This is a genomic window from Agromyces ramosus, assembly GCF_030817175.1.
Classification (GTDB): Bacteria; Actinomycetota; Actinomycetes; order Actinomycetales; family Microbacteriaceae; genus Agromyces; species Agromyces ramosus_A.
On the sequence record NZ_JAUSYY010000001.1, the window covers coordinates 1511929 to 1527219 of the forward strand.

Sequence of the window (15291 nt, forward strand, 5' to 3'; positions counted from 1 at the left end):
GAAGCGGCGCTCCGGGACGAATCCCGAAGCGCCGCTCGTCAGTTGAGTGGCTACTCGCCTCAGCGCAGCGACTCGGCCAACTCGCCGAGCGCGCCCGACAGGTCGGCCAGGCCGAGTCGGTCGGCGGCGCGGGCCGCGTTCTCGAGCTGGCGGAGGCCTGCATTGTGCTGCGGTCCGTCGACGAACCGCTCGGCCTTGTCGATGGCCTTCTGGATCTCGGCCGCCACGTCGCCCGACAGCTCGCCCGATCGCACGGCCTGGTCGTAGTACGAACGCGCCACCGCGAAGCTCGGCGCCCAGGTCAGCTGCGGCTGCAGCTGGGCGTTGAACTCGTCGAGCTGGACCTCGCTCGCTGCGTCGATCTCGTTCTGCGACAGCAGGTCGCTCGCCGTCAGGCCGAACACGTCGAAGCCGCGGGCGATCTCGGTGCCGAAGACGTTGCCGTTGTACCAGTAGGTGGACCAGAGCCCGCCGAGGTTGAGGCCGGTCGGGTTCGGGGTGTTGATCGGTCCGCGGTCGAAGTAGGCGATCTCGACGGGGTTCGCGGTGTCGGTGAAGTCGACCACGGACACGCCGCCCTGGTACCAGGCTTGCACGAGGATGTCGCGGCCGGGCACGGGAACGATCGAGCCGTTGTGCGCGACGCAGTTCTCCTGCACTGTCTGCGGCACCGGCAGCTTGTAGTAGCTGGCGAACTGCAGCGAGCTGTCGACGATGTCGAACAGCGCGTCGGCGCCCCACTCGGGCTGATCGGTCACGCGGCAGCGAGCGCTCGTGCCGCCACCCCATTCATCGGTGAACACCACCTTGGTGCCGTCGTTGTTGAACGTGGCCGAGTGCCAGTAGGAGAAGTTCGGGTCGGACACGTTGGCGAGCCGAACCGGGTTGACCGGGTCGGTCGTGTCGAGCAGCACGCCATCGCCCTGGCACGCGCCCGCCACGAGCTGCTTCGCCGGGAACGACGTGATGTCGTGGCACGTGTTGGTGTTCGGCAGCGGCGAGTAGTTGGTGCCCGACGGGTGCTGGGCTCCGGGGAGTGTGTTGTTGAGGCCGTTGTACGCGCCCGTCTCGGGGTCGGTGAAGATCCGGGGCTGGCTCACGACGGCCGCGGTCTCGGGCGCGTCGAGCGGCACGGCGATCACGTCGATGCGCCACTGCGTGGGGTTGCCCGTGGTGACCGGCGCCTGGGTCAGTGCGGCGTTCTCGCAACCCGCGACTTCGAGGGGCGATCGCACGCCGGCGGTGCCGGAGTTGTACACGTAGATCGTGTTCGGGTCGTTCGCATCCTCGACGAGCGTGTGGGTGTGCGAGCCTCGGCAGGTCTGCACGCCGGGCAGCTGCACCGGGTTGTCGATGTCGCTGATGTCGAAGATCCGGACGCCACGGAAGCGTTCGAGGTTGACCGCACCGGGTGCGCCCTGCGTGCCGCAGTCGATGCGGCCGCGAGTCTCCTCGACCGACATGAACAGGAGGTCGCCGTAGACCGACACGTCACCCTGACCGCCGGGACAGACGAAGGCGCTGCGCAGGGTCGGGCCGGCGGGGTCGGAGATGTCGTAGACCTGGAAGCCGTTGAAGTTGCCGACGATGGCGTGGTCGCCGGTGAAGGCGAGGTCGGAGTTGACGAAGCCGAAGTTGCCCGGCGCCGCGTCCATCGGCGCGACACGAGGAACGCTCGCGAGCTTCTCCATGTTGCTGATGGCCTGGCCGGCATCGTGATAGCCGGGGGCGAGGCCGATGCGGGGATCCGTCTCATCGGCGAACGCCGCCGCCGATGGGAGGAGCGCGGCGAGCAGTGCCGCCGCTCCGGCGGCGGCGAGCAACCGGCGCACTCCTCGTCGAGGCGCGGCAACCGCGGCGTTGGATGACATACGAACGACCTCCAGGCTCAGCGGCCCCGGGGACATCGACCAAGTCTTCGGCACGGGGGCGCAAATTGATCAGGCGCCCGTAGGCTATCGCTATTCCACATCGCGAAGCTAGAGCCCACCCGCAGAGGAACCCCATGGTGATTCGACGACGTGCCGCCATCCTCGCTGCAGTCGCGGCGGCAGCCACCGCAGCCCTCCTGAGCGGCTGCACGCCCGACGCCGAGCCGGCTGAGAGCGACGGCGGCCGCACCGTCCAGCTCGGCGCACCGGGCGAGGAGGGTCGCGAGCTGTCGTCCGATGAGATCGCCGAGCTCGGCCAGCCGGGCTACACCGACGCCGACGTCGCGTTCGTGCACGGCATGATCATGCATCACGAGCAGGCCCTGGTCATGACGAGCCTCGTCGGGGAGCGCACCGCCCGCGACGACCTTCCCAGGCTCGCCGAGCGGCTCGACGTCTCCCAGAACGACGAGATCGCCCAGATGACCCAGTGGTTGGAGGCGCGTGGCGAGCCGCTGTCGGCGTCGGAAGCACACCACGACCACGGCCAGATGCCGGGGATCCTCACCGACGAACAACTCGCCGAGTTGACCGCGTCGAGCGGTGCGGCGTTCGACCGGCTCTTTCTCGAGTACATGATCTACCACCACGAGGGTGCGATCGCGATGGTCGACGAGCTGCTGAGCGGCGACGGCGGGCAGGAGTCGCAGCTGTTCCAGCTCGCGAGCCACATCGACGGCGACCAGCGGGTCGAGATCTCGCGCATGAAGCGGCTCCTGGCCGAACTGCCCTGACCCGCGACGGGACTCAGGCTCGACCGGTGAACCGCTCCATCGAGCGGTAGACGCCGAAGCCGTCGCCGACGAGCCGGTCGAACACCCGGGTCGGCAGCACGCCCCTGAGCGCACGCGAGAGCCCGACGCTCCACGGCAGCTCGAGCAGCGGCGCTCCCGCGAGCATCGCTCGCCACACCCGGTCGACGACGTAGTCGGGGTCGAGCACCGGGGCGAGCGCCGGCCCCCGGGCTCCGGCGAACATCCCGGTCGAGATGTAGCTCGGCGTGACGGTGGTGACCTGCACGTTGCCGTGGTCGGCCTGCTCGAGTTCGAGGCGCAGCGAGTCGCTCCACGCGATGAGCGCCGCCTTCGACGCGGCGTAGACGGCCATGCGCGGGTTCGCGAGGCTGCCCGCGGCCGATGCGATGTTGACGATGCGCGACGCTCGGTAGGCGTCGGCGATCATCCCGGGCAGGAACTCGCGGGTGATGTACATCGGCGCGAGCGCGTTCACCTGCATGGTGGGGCGCGTGTCCTCGCCGTTGTCGGTCTCCCAGAAGTAGCGGTTGCCGCGCACGATGCCCGCGTTGTTGATGAGCACGTCGGGATTGCCGACGTCTTTGCGCACGCGCTGCGCGGTCTTCGCGATCGCGCCGAGGTCGCCGACGTCGACCACGAACGACTGCACGCGGGTGCGCCCCCGGGAGACGGTGCCGAGTTCGTCGACGGTGCGGGCGAGCGCTGCGGCATCCCGGTCCCAGAGGGTGACGGATGCCGCGTGCTCGGCGACGGCCCGTTCGGCGTACATACGGCCCATGCCACCGGCCGCCCCGGTGATGAGGACCCTCGCGCCGCGCACCGTTCTCGTCATCGTTCCATCTTCGCGCACGTGAGGCGGCGGCTCGGCCGCCCCTGTCAAGGCAGCCGGCGCCCGTGCGAGTATGGGTCGATGGCGACGCCCGACATCCGACTCGTGCCGAAATCCGAAGACGAGACCGCCCGGTGGCTGCCAGTGGCGATGGCGGCCTACGAGCAGGCCCGCCGCGAGGCCGGCGACACACCCGAGCAGGCCGCCGAGGGGCGCCGGATGTCGGAGCAGCAGTTCTTCCCCGGCGGGCGGCTCGTCGCCGGCCACTTCCTCTTCACCGTCGTCGTCGACGACGACGACGCGGGATGGCTCTGGATCGGCCCGTCGAACGATCCGTCCGCATGGTGGGTGTGGGACATCGAGGTGCACGAGGCGTTCCGGCGGCGGGGCATCGGGCGCGCGACGATGCTCCTCGCCGAAGACGTCGCGCGTTCACAGGGGGCTTCGGCGATCCGGCTCAACGTGTTCGCCTACAACCACGACGCCATCCGGCTCTACGACAGCCTCGGGTACGAGACGGCGTCGATGTACAAGCAGAAGCGCCTCTGACGACGGTGGGCAACCGCTCTCCCAGTGTTACGCCGCGGGTCGCGGGCTGCTGACAGCGGCGGCGCTCGTCGGTAGCGTCGGGGCATCCACCCCCCTTCCGCCCGCGAGGAGCAGCCATGACGGCGTCATCCGTGACCGGTCGCACGGCGACCGCACGCACGGGAGCCGGCGCGCCGGGCGTCCGCGACGCGGCCCCGCTCTCGTTCCGCGGCATCGCGCGCTCCTTCCCCGCGGCCGACGGCGATCAGCCGGTGCTTCGCGACATCGGGCTCGACGTGGCGGCGGGTGACATCGTCGCGATCCTCGGGCCGAGCGGATGCGGCAAGTCCACGCTGCTCCGCATCGCCGGCGGCCTCGACCGGCCGACGCGCGGCGACGTCACGATCGACGGCTCGCCGGTCGCCCCATTCGATCCGCGTTCGGCCGTCGGCTTCCAGGAGCCCCGCCTGCTGCCATGGCGCTCGATCGCGGGCAACGTCGCCCTCGGGCTCCCGCGCGGCACGCCCCGAGCGGCCGGGCGCGAACTCGTGGCGCGGCTCCTCGATCTCGTCGGGCTGGCCGCGTTCGCCGGCCACCGGCCTCGTGAGGTGTCGGGTGGCATGGCGCAACGCGCCTCGCTCGCCCGGGCGCTCGCCCGCAATCCCGGCGTGCTGCTGCTCGACGAGCCGTTCGGTGCGCTCGACGCGCTCACCCGGCTGAAGATGCAGGACCTGCTCCTCGACGTGCACGCCGCCGCGCCCACCACGGTGCTGCTCGTCACGCACGATGTCGACGAGGCGCTGCAGCTCGCCGATCGCATCATCCTGCTCGGCCCCGAGGGCGAGGAGCCCGGCGCCGTCATCCGCCAGACCGTGGTCGTGCCGGGCCGGCGGCCTCGCGACCGCGGCTCGGCCGAGCTCGCCGAGCTTCGCGGCCGGCTGCTCGACGGGCTCGGCATCGACCGGCACGGCGCCGCGCGCGGCATCGCGAGCACCACGACCATCCCCCACTACCCGTACTGACACCCAGACCCGCACGCACCGCGGCCCGCACCGCCGCACGCGTTCCACCGAAGGAGTTCCCCCGATGTCCCGCATTCGCACCCGTCCCCGCGCCAGCACCCGCACGTCCGTGCTTCGAACGGCGCTCGTCGCCGGCGCGGCCGCGTCCGCGCTGCTCCTGAGCGGTTGCGTCGCCGGTGAGGGCCAGGCCGCCGAGCCGGCGGAGACGGATGCCGCGGCATCCGTCTCGCTCGAGGGCCAGACCCTGAACATCGACTTCGCCACCTACAACCCGTTGAGCCTCGTCATCAAGGACCAGGGCTGGCTCGAGGAGGCCGGCCTCACCGTCAACTGGGTGCAGTCGGCGGGCTCGAACAAGGCGAACGAGGCGCTGCGCGCCGGCGCGATCGACGTCGGCTCGACCGCCGGCTCGGCGGCCCTGCTCGCCCGCTCGAACGGCTCGCCCATCCAGGTGATCGACATCTACTCGCAGCCCGAGTGGGCGGCGCTCGTCGCACCCGACGGCTCGGCCATCACCTCGGTCGAGGACCTGAAGGGCAAGCAGGTCGCGGCGACGAAGGGCACCGACCCGTACTTCTTCCTGCTGCAGTCGCTCGAGGCCGAGGGGCTCGAGGCATCCGACATCACCCTGCAGAACCTGCAGCACGCCGACGGCTGGGCGGCCCTGCAGAACGGCTCGGTCGACGCCTGGGCCGGGCTCGACCCGATCATGGCCGGCGCCGAGGAGCAGGGCGCCACGCTCTTCTACCGCAACGTCGACTTCAACAGCTACGGGTTCCTGAACGCGACCGAGTCGTTCCTGACGGAGAAGCCCGAAGTCGCCCAAGCCGTCGTCGACGCCTACGAGTCGGCGCGGGCCTGGGCGATCGCGAACACGGAGGAGACCGCCGAGATCCTCGCCGAGGTCGCCGGCCTCGACCTCGCGGTGGCCACCAAGGTCATCACCGAGCGTTCGAACCTCGACGTGGACCCGGTGCCCGGCGACGCGCAGGTCGAGGTGCTCGAGAAGATCGGCCCGATCTTCGTCGAGCTCGGCGACGTCGCCACGCAGCAGCAGGTCGACCAGGCGCTCGACACCCTCATCAACGACGAGTTCGTGACGCAGGCCGACGCCGCGCGCTTCGAGTGAATCGATGACCGCGTCAGATTCCGACAGCGCGACCATGCACGTGGTGGGTTCGTGGCGCGACGCGTCCCACGGCGAGCGCGGCTCCACTCGAGCGGCACGTGTCGGCGGGGCATCCGTGCCGCTCACGCGCCGCCGCTGGTTCATCATCGTCGGCGGCGCGATCATTCCCGTCGCGCTGCTCAGCGTGTGGCAGTTCGTCTCGACGAGCGGACTCGTGCCCCTGTCGCAGCTGCCGTCGCCCGAGATGGTGTGGCTCGCTGCGGTCGACCTCGCGCAGCGCGGGCTGCTCGGCCAGTACGTCGCGATCTCGACGCAGCGCGTGCTGCTCGGTTTCGCCATCGGCGCGGCGTTCGGGCTGCTGCTCGGCGCGATCGTGGGCCTGAGCCGGCTGGGAGACATCCTGCTCGCACCGACGCTCGGCGCGATCCGCGCGGTGCCGTCGCTCGCGTGGATCCCGCTGCTGATCCTCTGGATGGGCATCGGCGAGGACTCGAAGGTCACGCTCATCGCCATCGGCGCGTTCTTCCCCGTCTACACGATCGTCGCGGCGGCGCTGCGGCACGTCGACCGGCACCTCCTCGAGGCCGGCCGCGCGTTCGGCCTGCGCGGCGTGCCGCTGTTCACCACGGTGCAGTTGCCGGCGGTCGTGCCCTCGGTGCTCTCAGCGCTGCGACTCGCCCTCGCGCAGTCGTGGCTGTTCCTCGTCGCGGCCGAGCTCATCGCGTCGTCGATGGGCCTCGGCTTCCTCCTGCTCGACTCGGGGCAGAACGGGCGCATCGACCGCATCATCCTCGCGATCATCCTGCTGGCACTGCTCGGCAAGCTCACCGACTCGATCGTGGGGCTGTTCGAGCGCTGGGCGGTGCGCCGCTGGGCGGTGAGCGCCGTCAGTCCGCGAGCGGTACCACCTCGACACGGTCGCCGGGGCCGGCGAGCACGAGCACCCGCTTGCCCGTGACGCCATCGAGCGCGCGGGCGAGCGCCGCGGCATCCGGAACCCCCGCGGGCTCATCGCCGGGGCGGCGCCAGACGGTGACCGATGCGCCCGTCGCGGCCCGGATCGCCCGCTCGAACGCGGATGCGTCGCCGGCCGCCACGAGGATGACCCGGCCGATGCGATGCGCCGGGGCGAGACCCTCGGCGACGATCACCGAGCGATCGCGCCGCCAGACCGCGAAGTGGTAGCCGAACACCAGCCCGGTCGCGACCAGGAGGCCGAGCGGCACGCGGATGCGCTCGACCAGGCTCGCGATCGTCGTGGCGTCGAGTGCGAACTCGAACAGCTGGGGAGCGACCGTGAGCAGCGTGATGAGCCCCACGATCGCGCTCGCCCCGAACACGACGACGAGGTACACCCGACGGGCCGGCTGGCCGAGCTCGGTCGACGGGACTCGGCGAGTGGGCTGCCAGCTCAACCACCAGACGGGCCCGCCGACGACGACGGCACTGATGCCGCCGAGGAGGAGGGACCGGTCGTCGGATGCCGCGATGGGACTGGCGAGCGCGGCGAGCGTCGAGTTCACGATGATGCCGATGCCGGATGCGACGCCGACGAGGCCGACTCCCGACATCACGAGCGTGCCCGCTCGGCGCGTGGCGTCGGAGCGCCCGGCGGCGATGCGGCGGTGATACGACCAGACGAGCGCGCCCATGCACGCCGACGCGACCGCCGTTGCCAGCGGAGTGAGGATCGCGCCCGTCGGCTCGCTCGGGTCGAACGCCAGCCGCAGCACCACCCAGAGCGTCGTGCCGAGCCCGACGAGCAGCAGGAGGCCCCCGCCCATGACGCCGACGACGACGAGCGCCACGGCGGCCAACCTGGTGTCGATTCGCCGTGCACCCTCGCGGTACCAGTGCCACCACCAGATCGCCAGGCCCGCCGCGACCCAGACGAGCGCCTCGAGCGTGTCCTGCCACCACGGATCCCCGGCGAACGACCGGTCGGATGCCTCGCGCATCGCCGCATCGAAGAGCGCACCGAGCGCATTCACGGCGCCGCCGACGCCGATCACCAGGCCGTAGACGGAGGCGAGCACCGCTGGCACGGTGGCCAGCCTCGTCGGATGCTTGACCGAGTGCGACCACATCGCCCGATGCCAGACCCAGACGAGGGCCCACACCACGCCGATGGAGAAGTCATCGGGCAGCCACCGTTCGTCCACGAGCGCCGTCGCCGTGCCCACGAGCGCCGACGTCGCCACGATGAGCGACACGGTGTACATGGCCGCCACGTAGAGGCCCCACGCCAGCGAAGTCCGCTCGGACTCCTCGGCGAGCCGCCGCCACACCACCCACCAGAGCAGCGCCGCGAGCGTGCCGCCGATCAGCGCGAATGCGAGCGAGAGCGCGAGTCCGGCATTGTCGTCGACCGCGAGCGGGTCGCCGGCCGGGAGGAGCCGTCGGAGGAGGCCGGAGAGGCCGATGGCGGCGATCATGACGAGTGCGAACAGGAGGGTGTAGACGATGAGACGGCGTACCGTGCCCTGCGCCGACCCTGCCGACGGAGCGGCCGAAGCTGTGGGGACTCCGGTGGTGGTCATCACTTCTCCAATCCACCGGTGCAGACCGCGAGTTGCCACGGGGTCATCTCGATCAGCCACCGGTCGCCGGCCTTGACGAGGTCGAAGTCGGCCTCCTCCTCGTATTGCGACGATCCGAACATCCCGCCGTCGTACGACGTGGAGATGAGCACCCGCACGTGGGCGGTGTCGTCCCGTTCGGTGGTGGAGACATGGGTGATGCGCATCCCATCGGTGGTGGCCAGTCCCATGCGGCGGCAGGGGTCGCCGAGCTCGGGCGTCAGGTAGCCGATCGCGGCTTGCTCATCCCCCTCGAGCACCGCGGCCGAGTACCGCTGCACGACGCCCTCGGGTGAGGCCTCGTCGAGTGGCACCGCCTCACCGCGGGTGAACACCACGATGAGCGCCACGATCACGAGGACGCCGATGACCCCGAGTATGACGATGAGTGTGCGGTCGGGCTTCGTCGCCGGTGCATCCATGTGGACATCATGGCGCACCGAGGCACCCATGGAAGATATCGTCAAATAGTTTCGCCGAGGGGGCGTGCGGCCGCTCCGGCTTGGGCTCGAGCAGCGATGGCCCGGCGCTGGAGCAGCGCACGCTCGCTCGCATTGGCGGTCATCGCCGCCGCCCGGTCGAACTCGGCCGCCGCGTCGTCGCCACGACCCAGGCGCTCGTAGAGGTCCCCGCGCACGCTCGGCACGAGGTGATAGCCGCGCAACGAGGGCAGTTGCTCGAGCTGGTCGAGCAGGGCGAGCCCGGCCTCGGGTCCCTGTGCGCGACCGAGCGCGACGGCCCGATTGAGCTCGACGACGGGTGAGCCGGTGAGGCGTCCGAGCTGCTCGTAGAGCAGCGCGACGCGGTTCCAGTCGGTGTCGTCGACGGATGCCGCGCGCGCATGTTCGGCGGCGATCGCCGCCTGCAGTGCGTACTGCCCGGGCTCGGCGTCCTGCGCCGCCGCGAGCTCGTGGGCACGGGCGAGGGCCGCGAGGCCGCGGCGGATGCGCGCGGCATCCCACCGGCTTCGATCCTGCGCGTCGAGCAGGATCGGCTCGCCATCGGATCCGGCGCGGGCGCGCAACCGAGACGATTGCAACTCCATGAGCGCCGACAGCCCGTGCACCTCGGGGTCGGCCGGCACGAGCGCCGTGAGGATGCGACCGAGCCGCACCGCCTCCTCGCAGAGGGCGGGGCGCATCCAGTGCTCGCCCTCGGTCGCCGCGTAGCCCTCGTTGAAGAGCAGGTAGACGACACCGAGCACGGTGCTGAGCCGCTCGGCGCGCTCGGGCGCACTCGGCTCCTCGATCGCGGCGCCCGCCTCGGCGAGGGTGCGCTTCGCACGGGAGATGCGCTGCGCGATCGTCGCCTCGGGTGCGAGGTAGGCGCGAGCGATCTCTCGCGCCGAGAGCCCCGCGACGAGCTTCAGGGTGAGCGTCGTCTGCATCTCGGAGGTGAGCGCCGGGTGACAGCAGATGAACATGAGCCGCAGCACGTCGTCCTCGACGTGGTCGATGCCGGCGCCGGGGTCGTCGTCGACGGTCTCAGCGAGGTCGCGAGCCAACGCCGCCGCGGCCTGGTCGTGCCTGGCCCGGGAACGGAACGTGTCGATGGCCCGCCGCTTCGCCGTCGTCATGAGCCACGCGGCGGGATTGTCGGGGATGCCGGTGGCCGGCCATTGGGCGAGGGCCGCGACGATCGCGTCCTGGGCGACGTCCTCGGCGAGCGCGACATCCCGCACGATGCGCACGAGAGCGGCGATGAGTCGCGTCGACTCCAGTCGCCAGACCGCCTCGATCGCGGCACGTGCGGCCTCATCTCCCACGGGAGCGATGAGACCACACGTGGCGCGATGGCCGCAAGGCGATCAGCCGATCACGACCCCGCGATCTGGCGGATCTCGCAGCTGCCCTCCCAGCCGGGCCAGTTGTCGAGGTGGATCTGCATGAGGCGGCGACCGAGTTCCACGGCCTCCTCGCGCGAGCGCACGTCGATCACGGCGTAGCCGCCGACGAGTTCCCGGGCTTCGGCGAACGGCCCGTCGACCGCCTTGATGCGCCCGTTCGCGAGCGACACGATCGCGCCGGCGGAGCTCGGCATCAGTCCGCCGAGCTCGACGAGCGTGCCGTTCACGCGGCCCTCCTGCGCGAACGCGCCCATCGCCTCGTAGACGCCGGGCGGGGTCTCGCTCGAGAGGGCGGTCTCATCCATCTTGATCATCGTCATGAATCGCACGCTCGGTGCTCCTTCCATTCCGGCACGCCCCGTCGGCGTGCCCTCACCATAGCGTCGGCGGCATTCGGCGGTTCTCGACATGGGCTCCGGAAATTCTTCGGCGGCGGATGTCGAGAATCGCTGTCGCCCGGCGACGACCTGGTGAACGACCGATGCATCTCCACGGAAGGACACCGAGAATGAACGCCAACACCACCATCGCCGCGCACGTCGCAACCACGCGCGAGCCCGGGCACGCCCGCGATCCGCTCACCCGAGCACTCGTCGCGGCCGGGGTCGTCGCCGGGCCGCTCTTCGTCGCCGTCGGCCTCGCGCAGGTCTTCACCCGTGAGGGATTCGACCTGTCGCGGCATCCGCTCAGCATGCTCGCGCTCGGCGACGCGGGCTGGGTGCAGATCACGAACTTCATCGTGGCGGGCGTGCTCATGCTCGCCTTCGCGGCCGGCGTCGCGCGCAGCCTCGGATCGGGCCCCGGGCGGCGCTGGGCTCCGATCCTGTTCGCCGTCTACGGCGTCGGGCTCGTGCTCGGCGGCGCGTTCACAGCAGACCCCGGCCTCGGATTCCCGGTGGGCACGCCCGACGGCCCTCCGACCGAGTGGACGTTCCACGGCGGGGTGCACGCCGTCGCGGCACCGCTCGCGTTCCTCTCCCTCGTCGCGGTGACGTTCGTGGTCGCACACCGCCTGCGCTGGGAGGGACACCGGGCGGCGGCGGCGACGTCGCGCGTGATCGGCGTGCTCTGCCTCGTGCTCTGCATCCCCTTCGGCCCCGCGATGAGCGTGCGGCTCTTCCTGGGCGTCGCGCTGGGCTTCGCCTGGATCGCGGCGTACGGGATCTCGCTGCTCCGCGAGCGGCCGAGCGCGCGGTAGCGACAGCGGGTCGGTGCGGGACGGATGCCTCAGCGGCATCCGTCTCGCGCCGCTGCGCCGCCGAAGCTCACCAGGGCTCGCCCGCCCCCGGCAGGAGGGTGCGCACCTTCTCGACCGCGTCGGGGAAGCACGCCTCGAGCACCTCGGTCGCCGAGACCTCGGTGCCGTACTCGCCCGTGAGGCGCAGGCCGACGACCGTGTTGATGACCATGCCGGTGGCGATGAACGCGCGGGTCTCCTCGGTCGTGAACCCGGCCTCGTCGCGGGCGAATCGCCAGATGTCGCTGAAGCCCGCGCGTGCGACGCGGCCGATCTCGGGCTCGCCGCCGAGCGCCGTGGAGTTCGCGATGACGGGGAGCATGCCGCGCTCGGCGAGGAGCCCGGTGTACGCCGTACCCATGCGTTCGGCACGGGTCTCGATGGGACCCGGCAACGCCCGCCGGAACTCGTCGATGAGCCGGTCGTAGGCGCGCTGGATGACCTCGATGAAGAGCTTCTCCTTCGTGCCGAACATGCGCACGACGTAGGGCTGGCTGACGCCCGCAGCGCGCGCCACCTCGTCGGTGGTCGTTCCCACGTAGGTCTTCGCGCCGAAGACGGCGGTCGCCGCCCCGAGGATGAGCTCGCGACGGTCGGCGGCCTTCATGCGCGTGACTGGACTGACTTCTTCGGCCGACATGCTTGACATGTTATCAGCTGATTACTTATCGTCTCTAGTAATCATCCGATAACCACAAGGGAGCATCCGTGTCCACCACCCTCGAAGCCGCCGTCGGGCGGTCGACGCGCCGGCCGAGCCCGCTCTGGCTCGTGCTCATCGCCACCGCCCTGCCGATGTTCATGGCCACCCTCGACAACCTCGTCATGACGAACGCGCTGCCGGTGCTGCACGCCGAGTTCGGGGCATCCGTCGAAGAGCTCCAGTGGTTCATGAACGCCTACACACTCGCCTTCGCGAGCACGATCCTGATGGCCGTCGCCCTGGGTGACCGCTTCGGGCGCCGAACCGTCTTCGTCATCGGCATCGTCGTGTTCACTCTCAGCTCGGTGCTCGCCGCACTCGCCACCGACCCCGGCCAGCTCATCGCGGCTCGCGCGGCACAGGGCTTCGGCGCGGCCGCGGTCATGCCGCTCTCGCTGACGCTGCTCGCCGGTTCGGTGCCGCTCGCGCGCCGACCCCTCGCAATCGGGATCTGGGGCGGCGTCGCCGGCCTCGGCGTCGCGACCGGTCCGCTCATCGGCGGTGCCGTGATCGAGGGATGGGCATGGCAGGCGATCTTCTGGATCAACGTGCCCATCGGCGTGATCTCGGTGGCGCTCGCGCTGGTCGCGCTGCCCAACAGCTTCGGTGCGCGGCTCCGGGCCGACGTCATCGGCCTCGTGCTCTCGGGCCTCGGCCTGCTCGGCGTCGTCTACGGCATCGTGCGCGGCAACGACGCGGGCTGGAGCAGCTTCGAGGTGCTCGGCAGCCTCATCGTCGGCGGTGTCCTGCTGCTCGCGTTCATCGCGTGGGAGGCACGCTCGTCGGCTCCACTGCTGCCGCTCCGGCTCTTCCGCGACCGCAGTTTCACCGTCGCGAACCTCGCGGGCTTCGGCTTCAGCTTCGGCGCGTTCGGCTCGATCTTCATCCTCATCCAGTTCCTGCAGGTCGTGCAGGGGTCGACGCCGCTCGAGGCGGCGCTGCAGACCTCGCCGTGGACCCTCGCGCCCATGGTCGTGGCGCCGCTGGCCGGCCTCTTCGCCGCACGCGTCGGCACCCGCGCGCTGATCGTGGCCGGGCTGCTGCTCTTGAGCGGCGCCCTGTTCTGGCTCTCGCAGCTGCTCGACGCGGACATCGAGTACTCGGCGTACGTCGTGCCGTTCATCGTGGCGGGCATCGGCATGGGCCTCGTCTTCGCCCCGTCGTCGACCGCGGTGCTCGCGACGATGGTGCCCGACGACCATGCGAAGGCGAGCGGCACGAACTCGATGCTGCGCGAGGTCGGCGTCGCGCTCGGCATCGCCGTGTCGACGGCCGTCTTCACGGGCGCCGGTGGCGCCCTCACCCCCATCGACTATGCGGTCGGCGCCCAGCCCGCGGTGATCGTGGGTGCTGCGGTGCTGCTCGTGTCGGGGCTCGTCGCGATGCTGCTGCCCGTGGGTCGCGCCGTCGCCGTGAACTCAGCGCGATCGTCAACGACGGCTCCGCCGACCGGCCGCACCCAATCCGAGCCCGAGCCCGAGCCCGAGCTCGTGCACTGAGTCCCGCGCGTGGAACGACGGAGTCCCCGTCCGGCTCGGCCGGGCGGGGACTCCGTCTGCGTTCAGACCTGTGGACCTAGTTGGTCGTGATGAGGTCGGGGTTCGCCGCCATCGCCGCGAACACCGTGATGTAGATGATGATCCAGAAGGCGATCGACGCGAAGCCGATGATGATGGCGGCGATGGCGAGGCCGCGGCCGCGCTCACCCGTCTTCTTCACCTGGCTGAGGCCGATGAAGCCGAGGATGATCGCGACGACGTTGAGCTGGACGATCGCGAGCACGAAGGCGACGATCGAGAGGACGTTCCACTTCTCGGTCGGGGCCGGCTGCGCGGCGGGTGCGGAAGCGGGAGTGGTGGGTTCAGTCATGTCTGAGTCCTTGCTGTGTGTGATCGAAGAGTGCCGAACGCATACTGACAGTGCTGAACTCCGCTGTCAACGAACGTGAGGGAGCGTCGCATCATTCGCCGACGCGCGCGGAACGCGGCGCGCACCTCGAGCACGCGAACAGGCGCGGTGGTCGGGGTCGACCGCACCGCGCCTGTCAGCGATCTGCAGGGGTGTATCCGATGGTCGTCAGTCCGTGCCGTTCAATGGCGACTGGTCGTCATCGACCGTGACCGACGGCTCGCTGTGGAACTCGCGGCGCGCTTCAGCGGTCCACGGGGTGGGGGTGGGTGACTGCTGCTGCGCGTCCGCGCCGTGGAACTCGCGACGCGCTTCAGCGGTCCACGGGGTGGAGGCCCGCCGCTGCACGGCGGGCGCGCCGTGGAACTCCCGGCGCGCCTGAGCGCTCCAGGCGCGCGCCGCGCCGGGTTGCACCGCCTGCTCGATCGACCCTGTGAGGCGGGTCGGCGAGAGGTCGTCACGCACGATGACGTGACCGCGTGCCAGGCCGAGCGAGGCGCCGGCCACCGGGCTCAGGTCGTCGTGCACCTGGCCGCCCTGCGCGGCTGCTCCTGCAGAACCGCTCATGAGTACTGCAAGCGTCGCGACGATGGCCACCGTCGGCGCTGTCCTTCTGTTCATGGCTCCATTCCTTCCGGGTGGGGTGCCACTCCTTCGAGTGGGGGATGCCACGAAGCTACGAGCGGCCGCGACGGGCGACATCCGGGCGGTCACGGTCCGGATGCGCCGAAAGCACTGAGGATTTCTCAGTGCCTGTGCCGGAAAGGGACTCCATACGGAGCCTCGACCGAACGAGGTGAGCCGGCCGTCCCGACCTGTCGCCG

16 protein-coding genes are annotated in these 15291 nt (G+C 70.7%); 7 read left to right on the top strand and 9 right to left on the bottom strand.

Annotated elements, in window-relative coordinates:
• Nucleotides 1-59: 59 nt before the first annotated feature.
• The gene (locus QFZ26_RS07095; protein WP_307040601.1) at nucleotides 60-1871 is read right to left on the bottom strand and encodes an LVIVD repeat-containing protein; all 1812 of its coding nucleotides are present in this window, start codon (nucleotides 1869-1871) and stop codon (nucleotides 60-62) included.
• A 134-nt stretch (nucleotides 1872-2005) separates the two neighbouring features.
• Between QFZ26_RS07095 and QFZ26_RS07100 the strand changes: the two genes are divergently transcribed.
• On the top strand, nucleotides 2006-2665 hold the full coding sequence (locus QFZ26_RS07100; protein ID WP_307040603.1) for a DUF305 domain-containing protein: 660 nt from the start codon (nucleotides 2006-2008) through the stop codon (nucleotides 2663-2665).
• A gap of 13 nt (nucleotides 2666-2678) precedes the next feature.
• On the opposite strand, the gene QFZ26_RS07105 is transcribed toward QFZ26_RS07100, so the two are convergent.
• A complete protein-coding gene (locus QFZ26_RS07105) occupies nucleotides 2679-3518 on the bottom strand; it encodes an SDR family oxidoreductase (protein WP_307040605.1) in 840 nt (279 codons plus the stop codon).
• A gap of 78 nt (nucleotides 3519-3596) precedes the next feature.
• Here QFZ26_RS07105 and QFZ26_RS07110 point away from each other — a divergent pair, with 78 nt between their 5' ends.
• The 4 genes from QFZ26_RS07110 (at nucleotide 3597) to QFZ26_RS07125 (ending at nucleotide 7152) form a co-directional block, all read left to right on the top strand.
• The gene (locus tag QFZ26_RS07110) at nucleotides 3597-4064 is read left to right on the top strand and encodes a GNAT family N-acetyltransferase (RefSeq protein WP_307040607.1); all 468 of its coding nucleotides are present in this window, start codon (nucleotides 3597-3599) and stop codon (nucleotides 4062-4064) included.
• 116 nt (nucleotides 4065-4180) lie between these two features.
• A complete protein-coding gene (locus QFZ26_RS07115) occupies nucleotides 4181-5065 on the top strand; it encodes an ABC transporter ATP-binding protein (protein WP_307040609.1) in 885 nt (294 codons plus the stop codon).
• A 64-nt stretch (nucleotides 5066-5129) separates the two neighbouring features.
• On the top strand, nucleotides 5130-6194 hold the full coding sequence (locus tag QFZ26_RS07120; RefSeq protein ID WP_307040611.1) for an aliphatic sulfonate ABC transporter substrate-binding protein: 1065 nt from the start codon (nucleotides 5130-5132) through the stop codon (nucleotides 6192-6194).
• Nucleotides 6195-6228: 34 nt separating this feature from the next.
• The gene (locus tag QFZ26_RS07125; protein WP_373460753.1) at nucleotides 6229-7152 is read left to right on the top strand and encodes an ABC transporter permease; all 924 of its coding nucleotides are present in this window, start codon (nucleotides 6229-6231) and stop codon (nucleotides 7150-7152) included.
• Here the strand turns inward: QFZ26_RS07125 and QFZ26_RS07130 are convergent.
• The 4 genes from QFZ26_RS07130 to QFZ26_RS07145 are packed head-to-tail and all read right to left on the bottom strand — an operon-like array spanning nucleotide 7082 to nucleotide 10939.
• Nucleotides 7082-8734, bottom strand: a complete 1653-nt coding sequence (locus QFZ26_RS07130; RefSeq protein ID WP_307040615.1) for a DUF5671 domain-containing protein — start codon at nucleotides 8732-8734, stop codon at nucleotides 7082-7084. The two genes, QFZ26_RS07125 and QFZ26_RS07130, sit on opposite strands and share 71 nt — an antisense overlap.
• Nucleotides 8734-9195 carry a hypothetical protein gene (locus QFZ26_RS07135; protein WP_307040617.1) on the bottom strand — a complete coding sequence of 154 codons (462 nt, stop codon included), beginning with the start codon at nucleotides 9193-9195 and terminating at the stop codon, nucleotides 8734-8736. Before QFZ26_RS07135 ends, QFZ26_RS07130 begins: the two co-directional genes overlap by 1 nt.
• Before the next feature lie 41 nt (nucleotides 9196-9236).
• Nucleotides 9237-10538: an RNA polymerase sigma factor gene (locus QFZ26_RS07140; protein WP_307040619.1), complete on the bottom strand. Its 1302-nt coding sequence runs from the start codon at nucleotides 10536-10538 to the stop codon at nucleotides 9237-9239.
• Between the two features lie 50 nt (nucleotides 10539-10588).
• Nucleotides 10589-10939: a YciI family protein gene (locus QFZ26_RS07145; protein WP_307044976.1), complete on the bottom strand. Its 351-nt coding sequence runs from the start codon at nucleotides 10937-10939 to the stop codon at nucleotides 10589-10591.
• Between the two features lie 188 nt (nucleotides 10940-11127).
• Between QFZ26_RS07145 and QFZ26_RS07150 the strand changes: the two genes are divergently transcribed.
• Nucleotides 11128-11817 (top strand): DUF998 domain-containing protein, encoded by a 690-nt coding sequence (locus tag QFZ26_RS07150; RefSeq protein ID WP_307040621.1) that lies wholly within the window; start codon nucleotides 11128-11130, stop codon nucleotides 11815-11817.
• A gap of 67 nt (nucleotides 11818-11884) precedes the next feature.
• Here QFZ26_RS07150 and QFZ26_RS07155 read toward each other — a convergent pair whose 3' ends face one another.
• On the bottom strand, nucleotides 11885-12496 hold the full coding sequence (locus tag QFZ26_RS07155) for a TetR/AcrR family transcriptional regulator (protein WP_307040623.1): 612 nt from the start codon (nucleotides 12494-12496) through the stop codon (nucleotides 11885-11887).
• Nucleotides 12497-12564: 68 nt separating this feature from the next.
• On the opposite strand from QFZ26_RS07155, the gene QFZ26_RS07160 reads away from it, so the two are divergent.
• Nucleotides 12565-14058 carry a DHA2 family efflux MFS transporter permease subunit gene (locus QFZ26_RS07160; protein WP_307040625.1) on the top strand — a complete coding sequence of 498 codons (1494 nt, stop codon included), beginning with the start codon at nucleotides 12565-12567 and terminating at the stop codon, nucleotides 14056-14058.
• 76 nt (nucleotides 14059-14134) lie between these two features.
• On the opposite strand, the gene QFZ26_RS07165 is transcribed toward QFZ26_RS07160, so the two are convergent.
• Both QFZ26_RS07165 and QFZ26_RS07170 read right to left on the bottom strand, forming a co-directional pair.
• Entirely contained in the window at nucleotides 14135-14428 is a 294-nt protein-coding gene (locus tag QFZ26_RS07165; protein ID WP_307040627.1) for a DUF4190 domain-containing protein, read from the bottom strand.
• 207 nt (nucleotides 14429-14635) lie between these two features.
• Nucleotides 14636-15088, bottom strand: coding sequence for a hypothetical protein (locus QFZ26_RS07170; RefSeq protein WP_307040629.1), 453 nt, complete (start codon nucleotides 15086-15088; stop codon nucleotides 14636-14638).
• Nucleotides 15089-15291 lie beyond the last annotated feature (203 nt).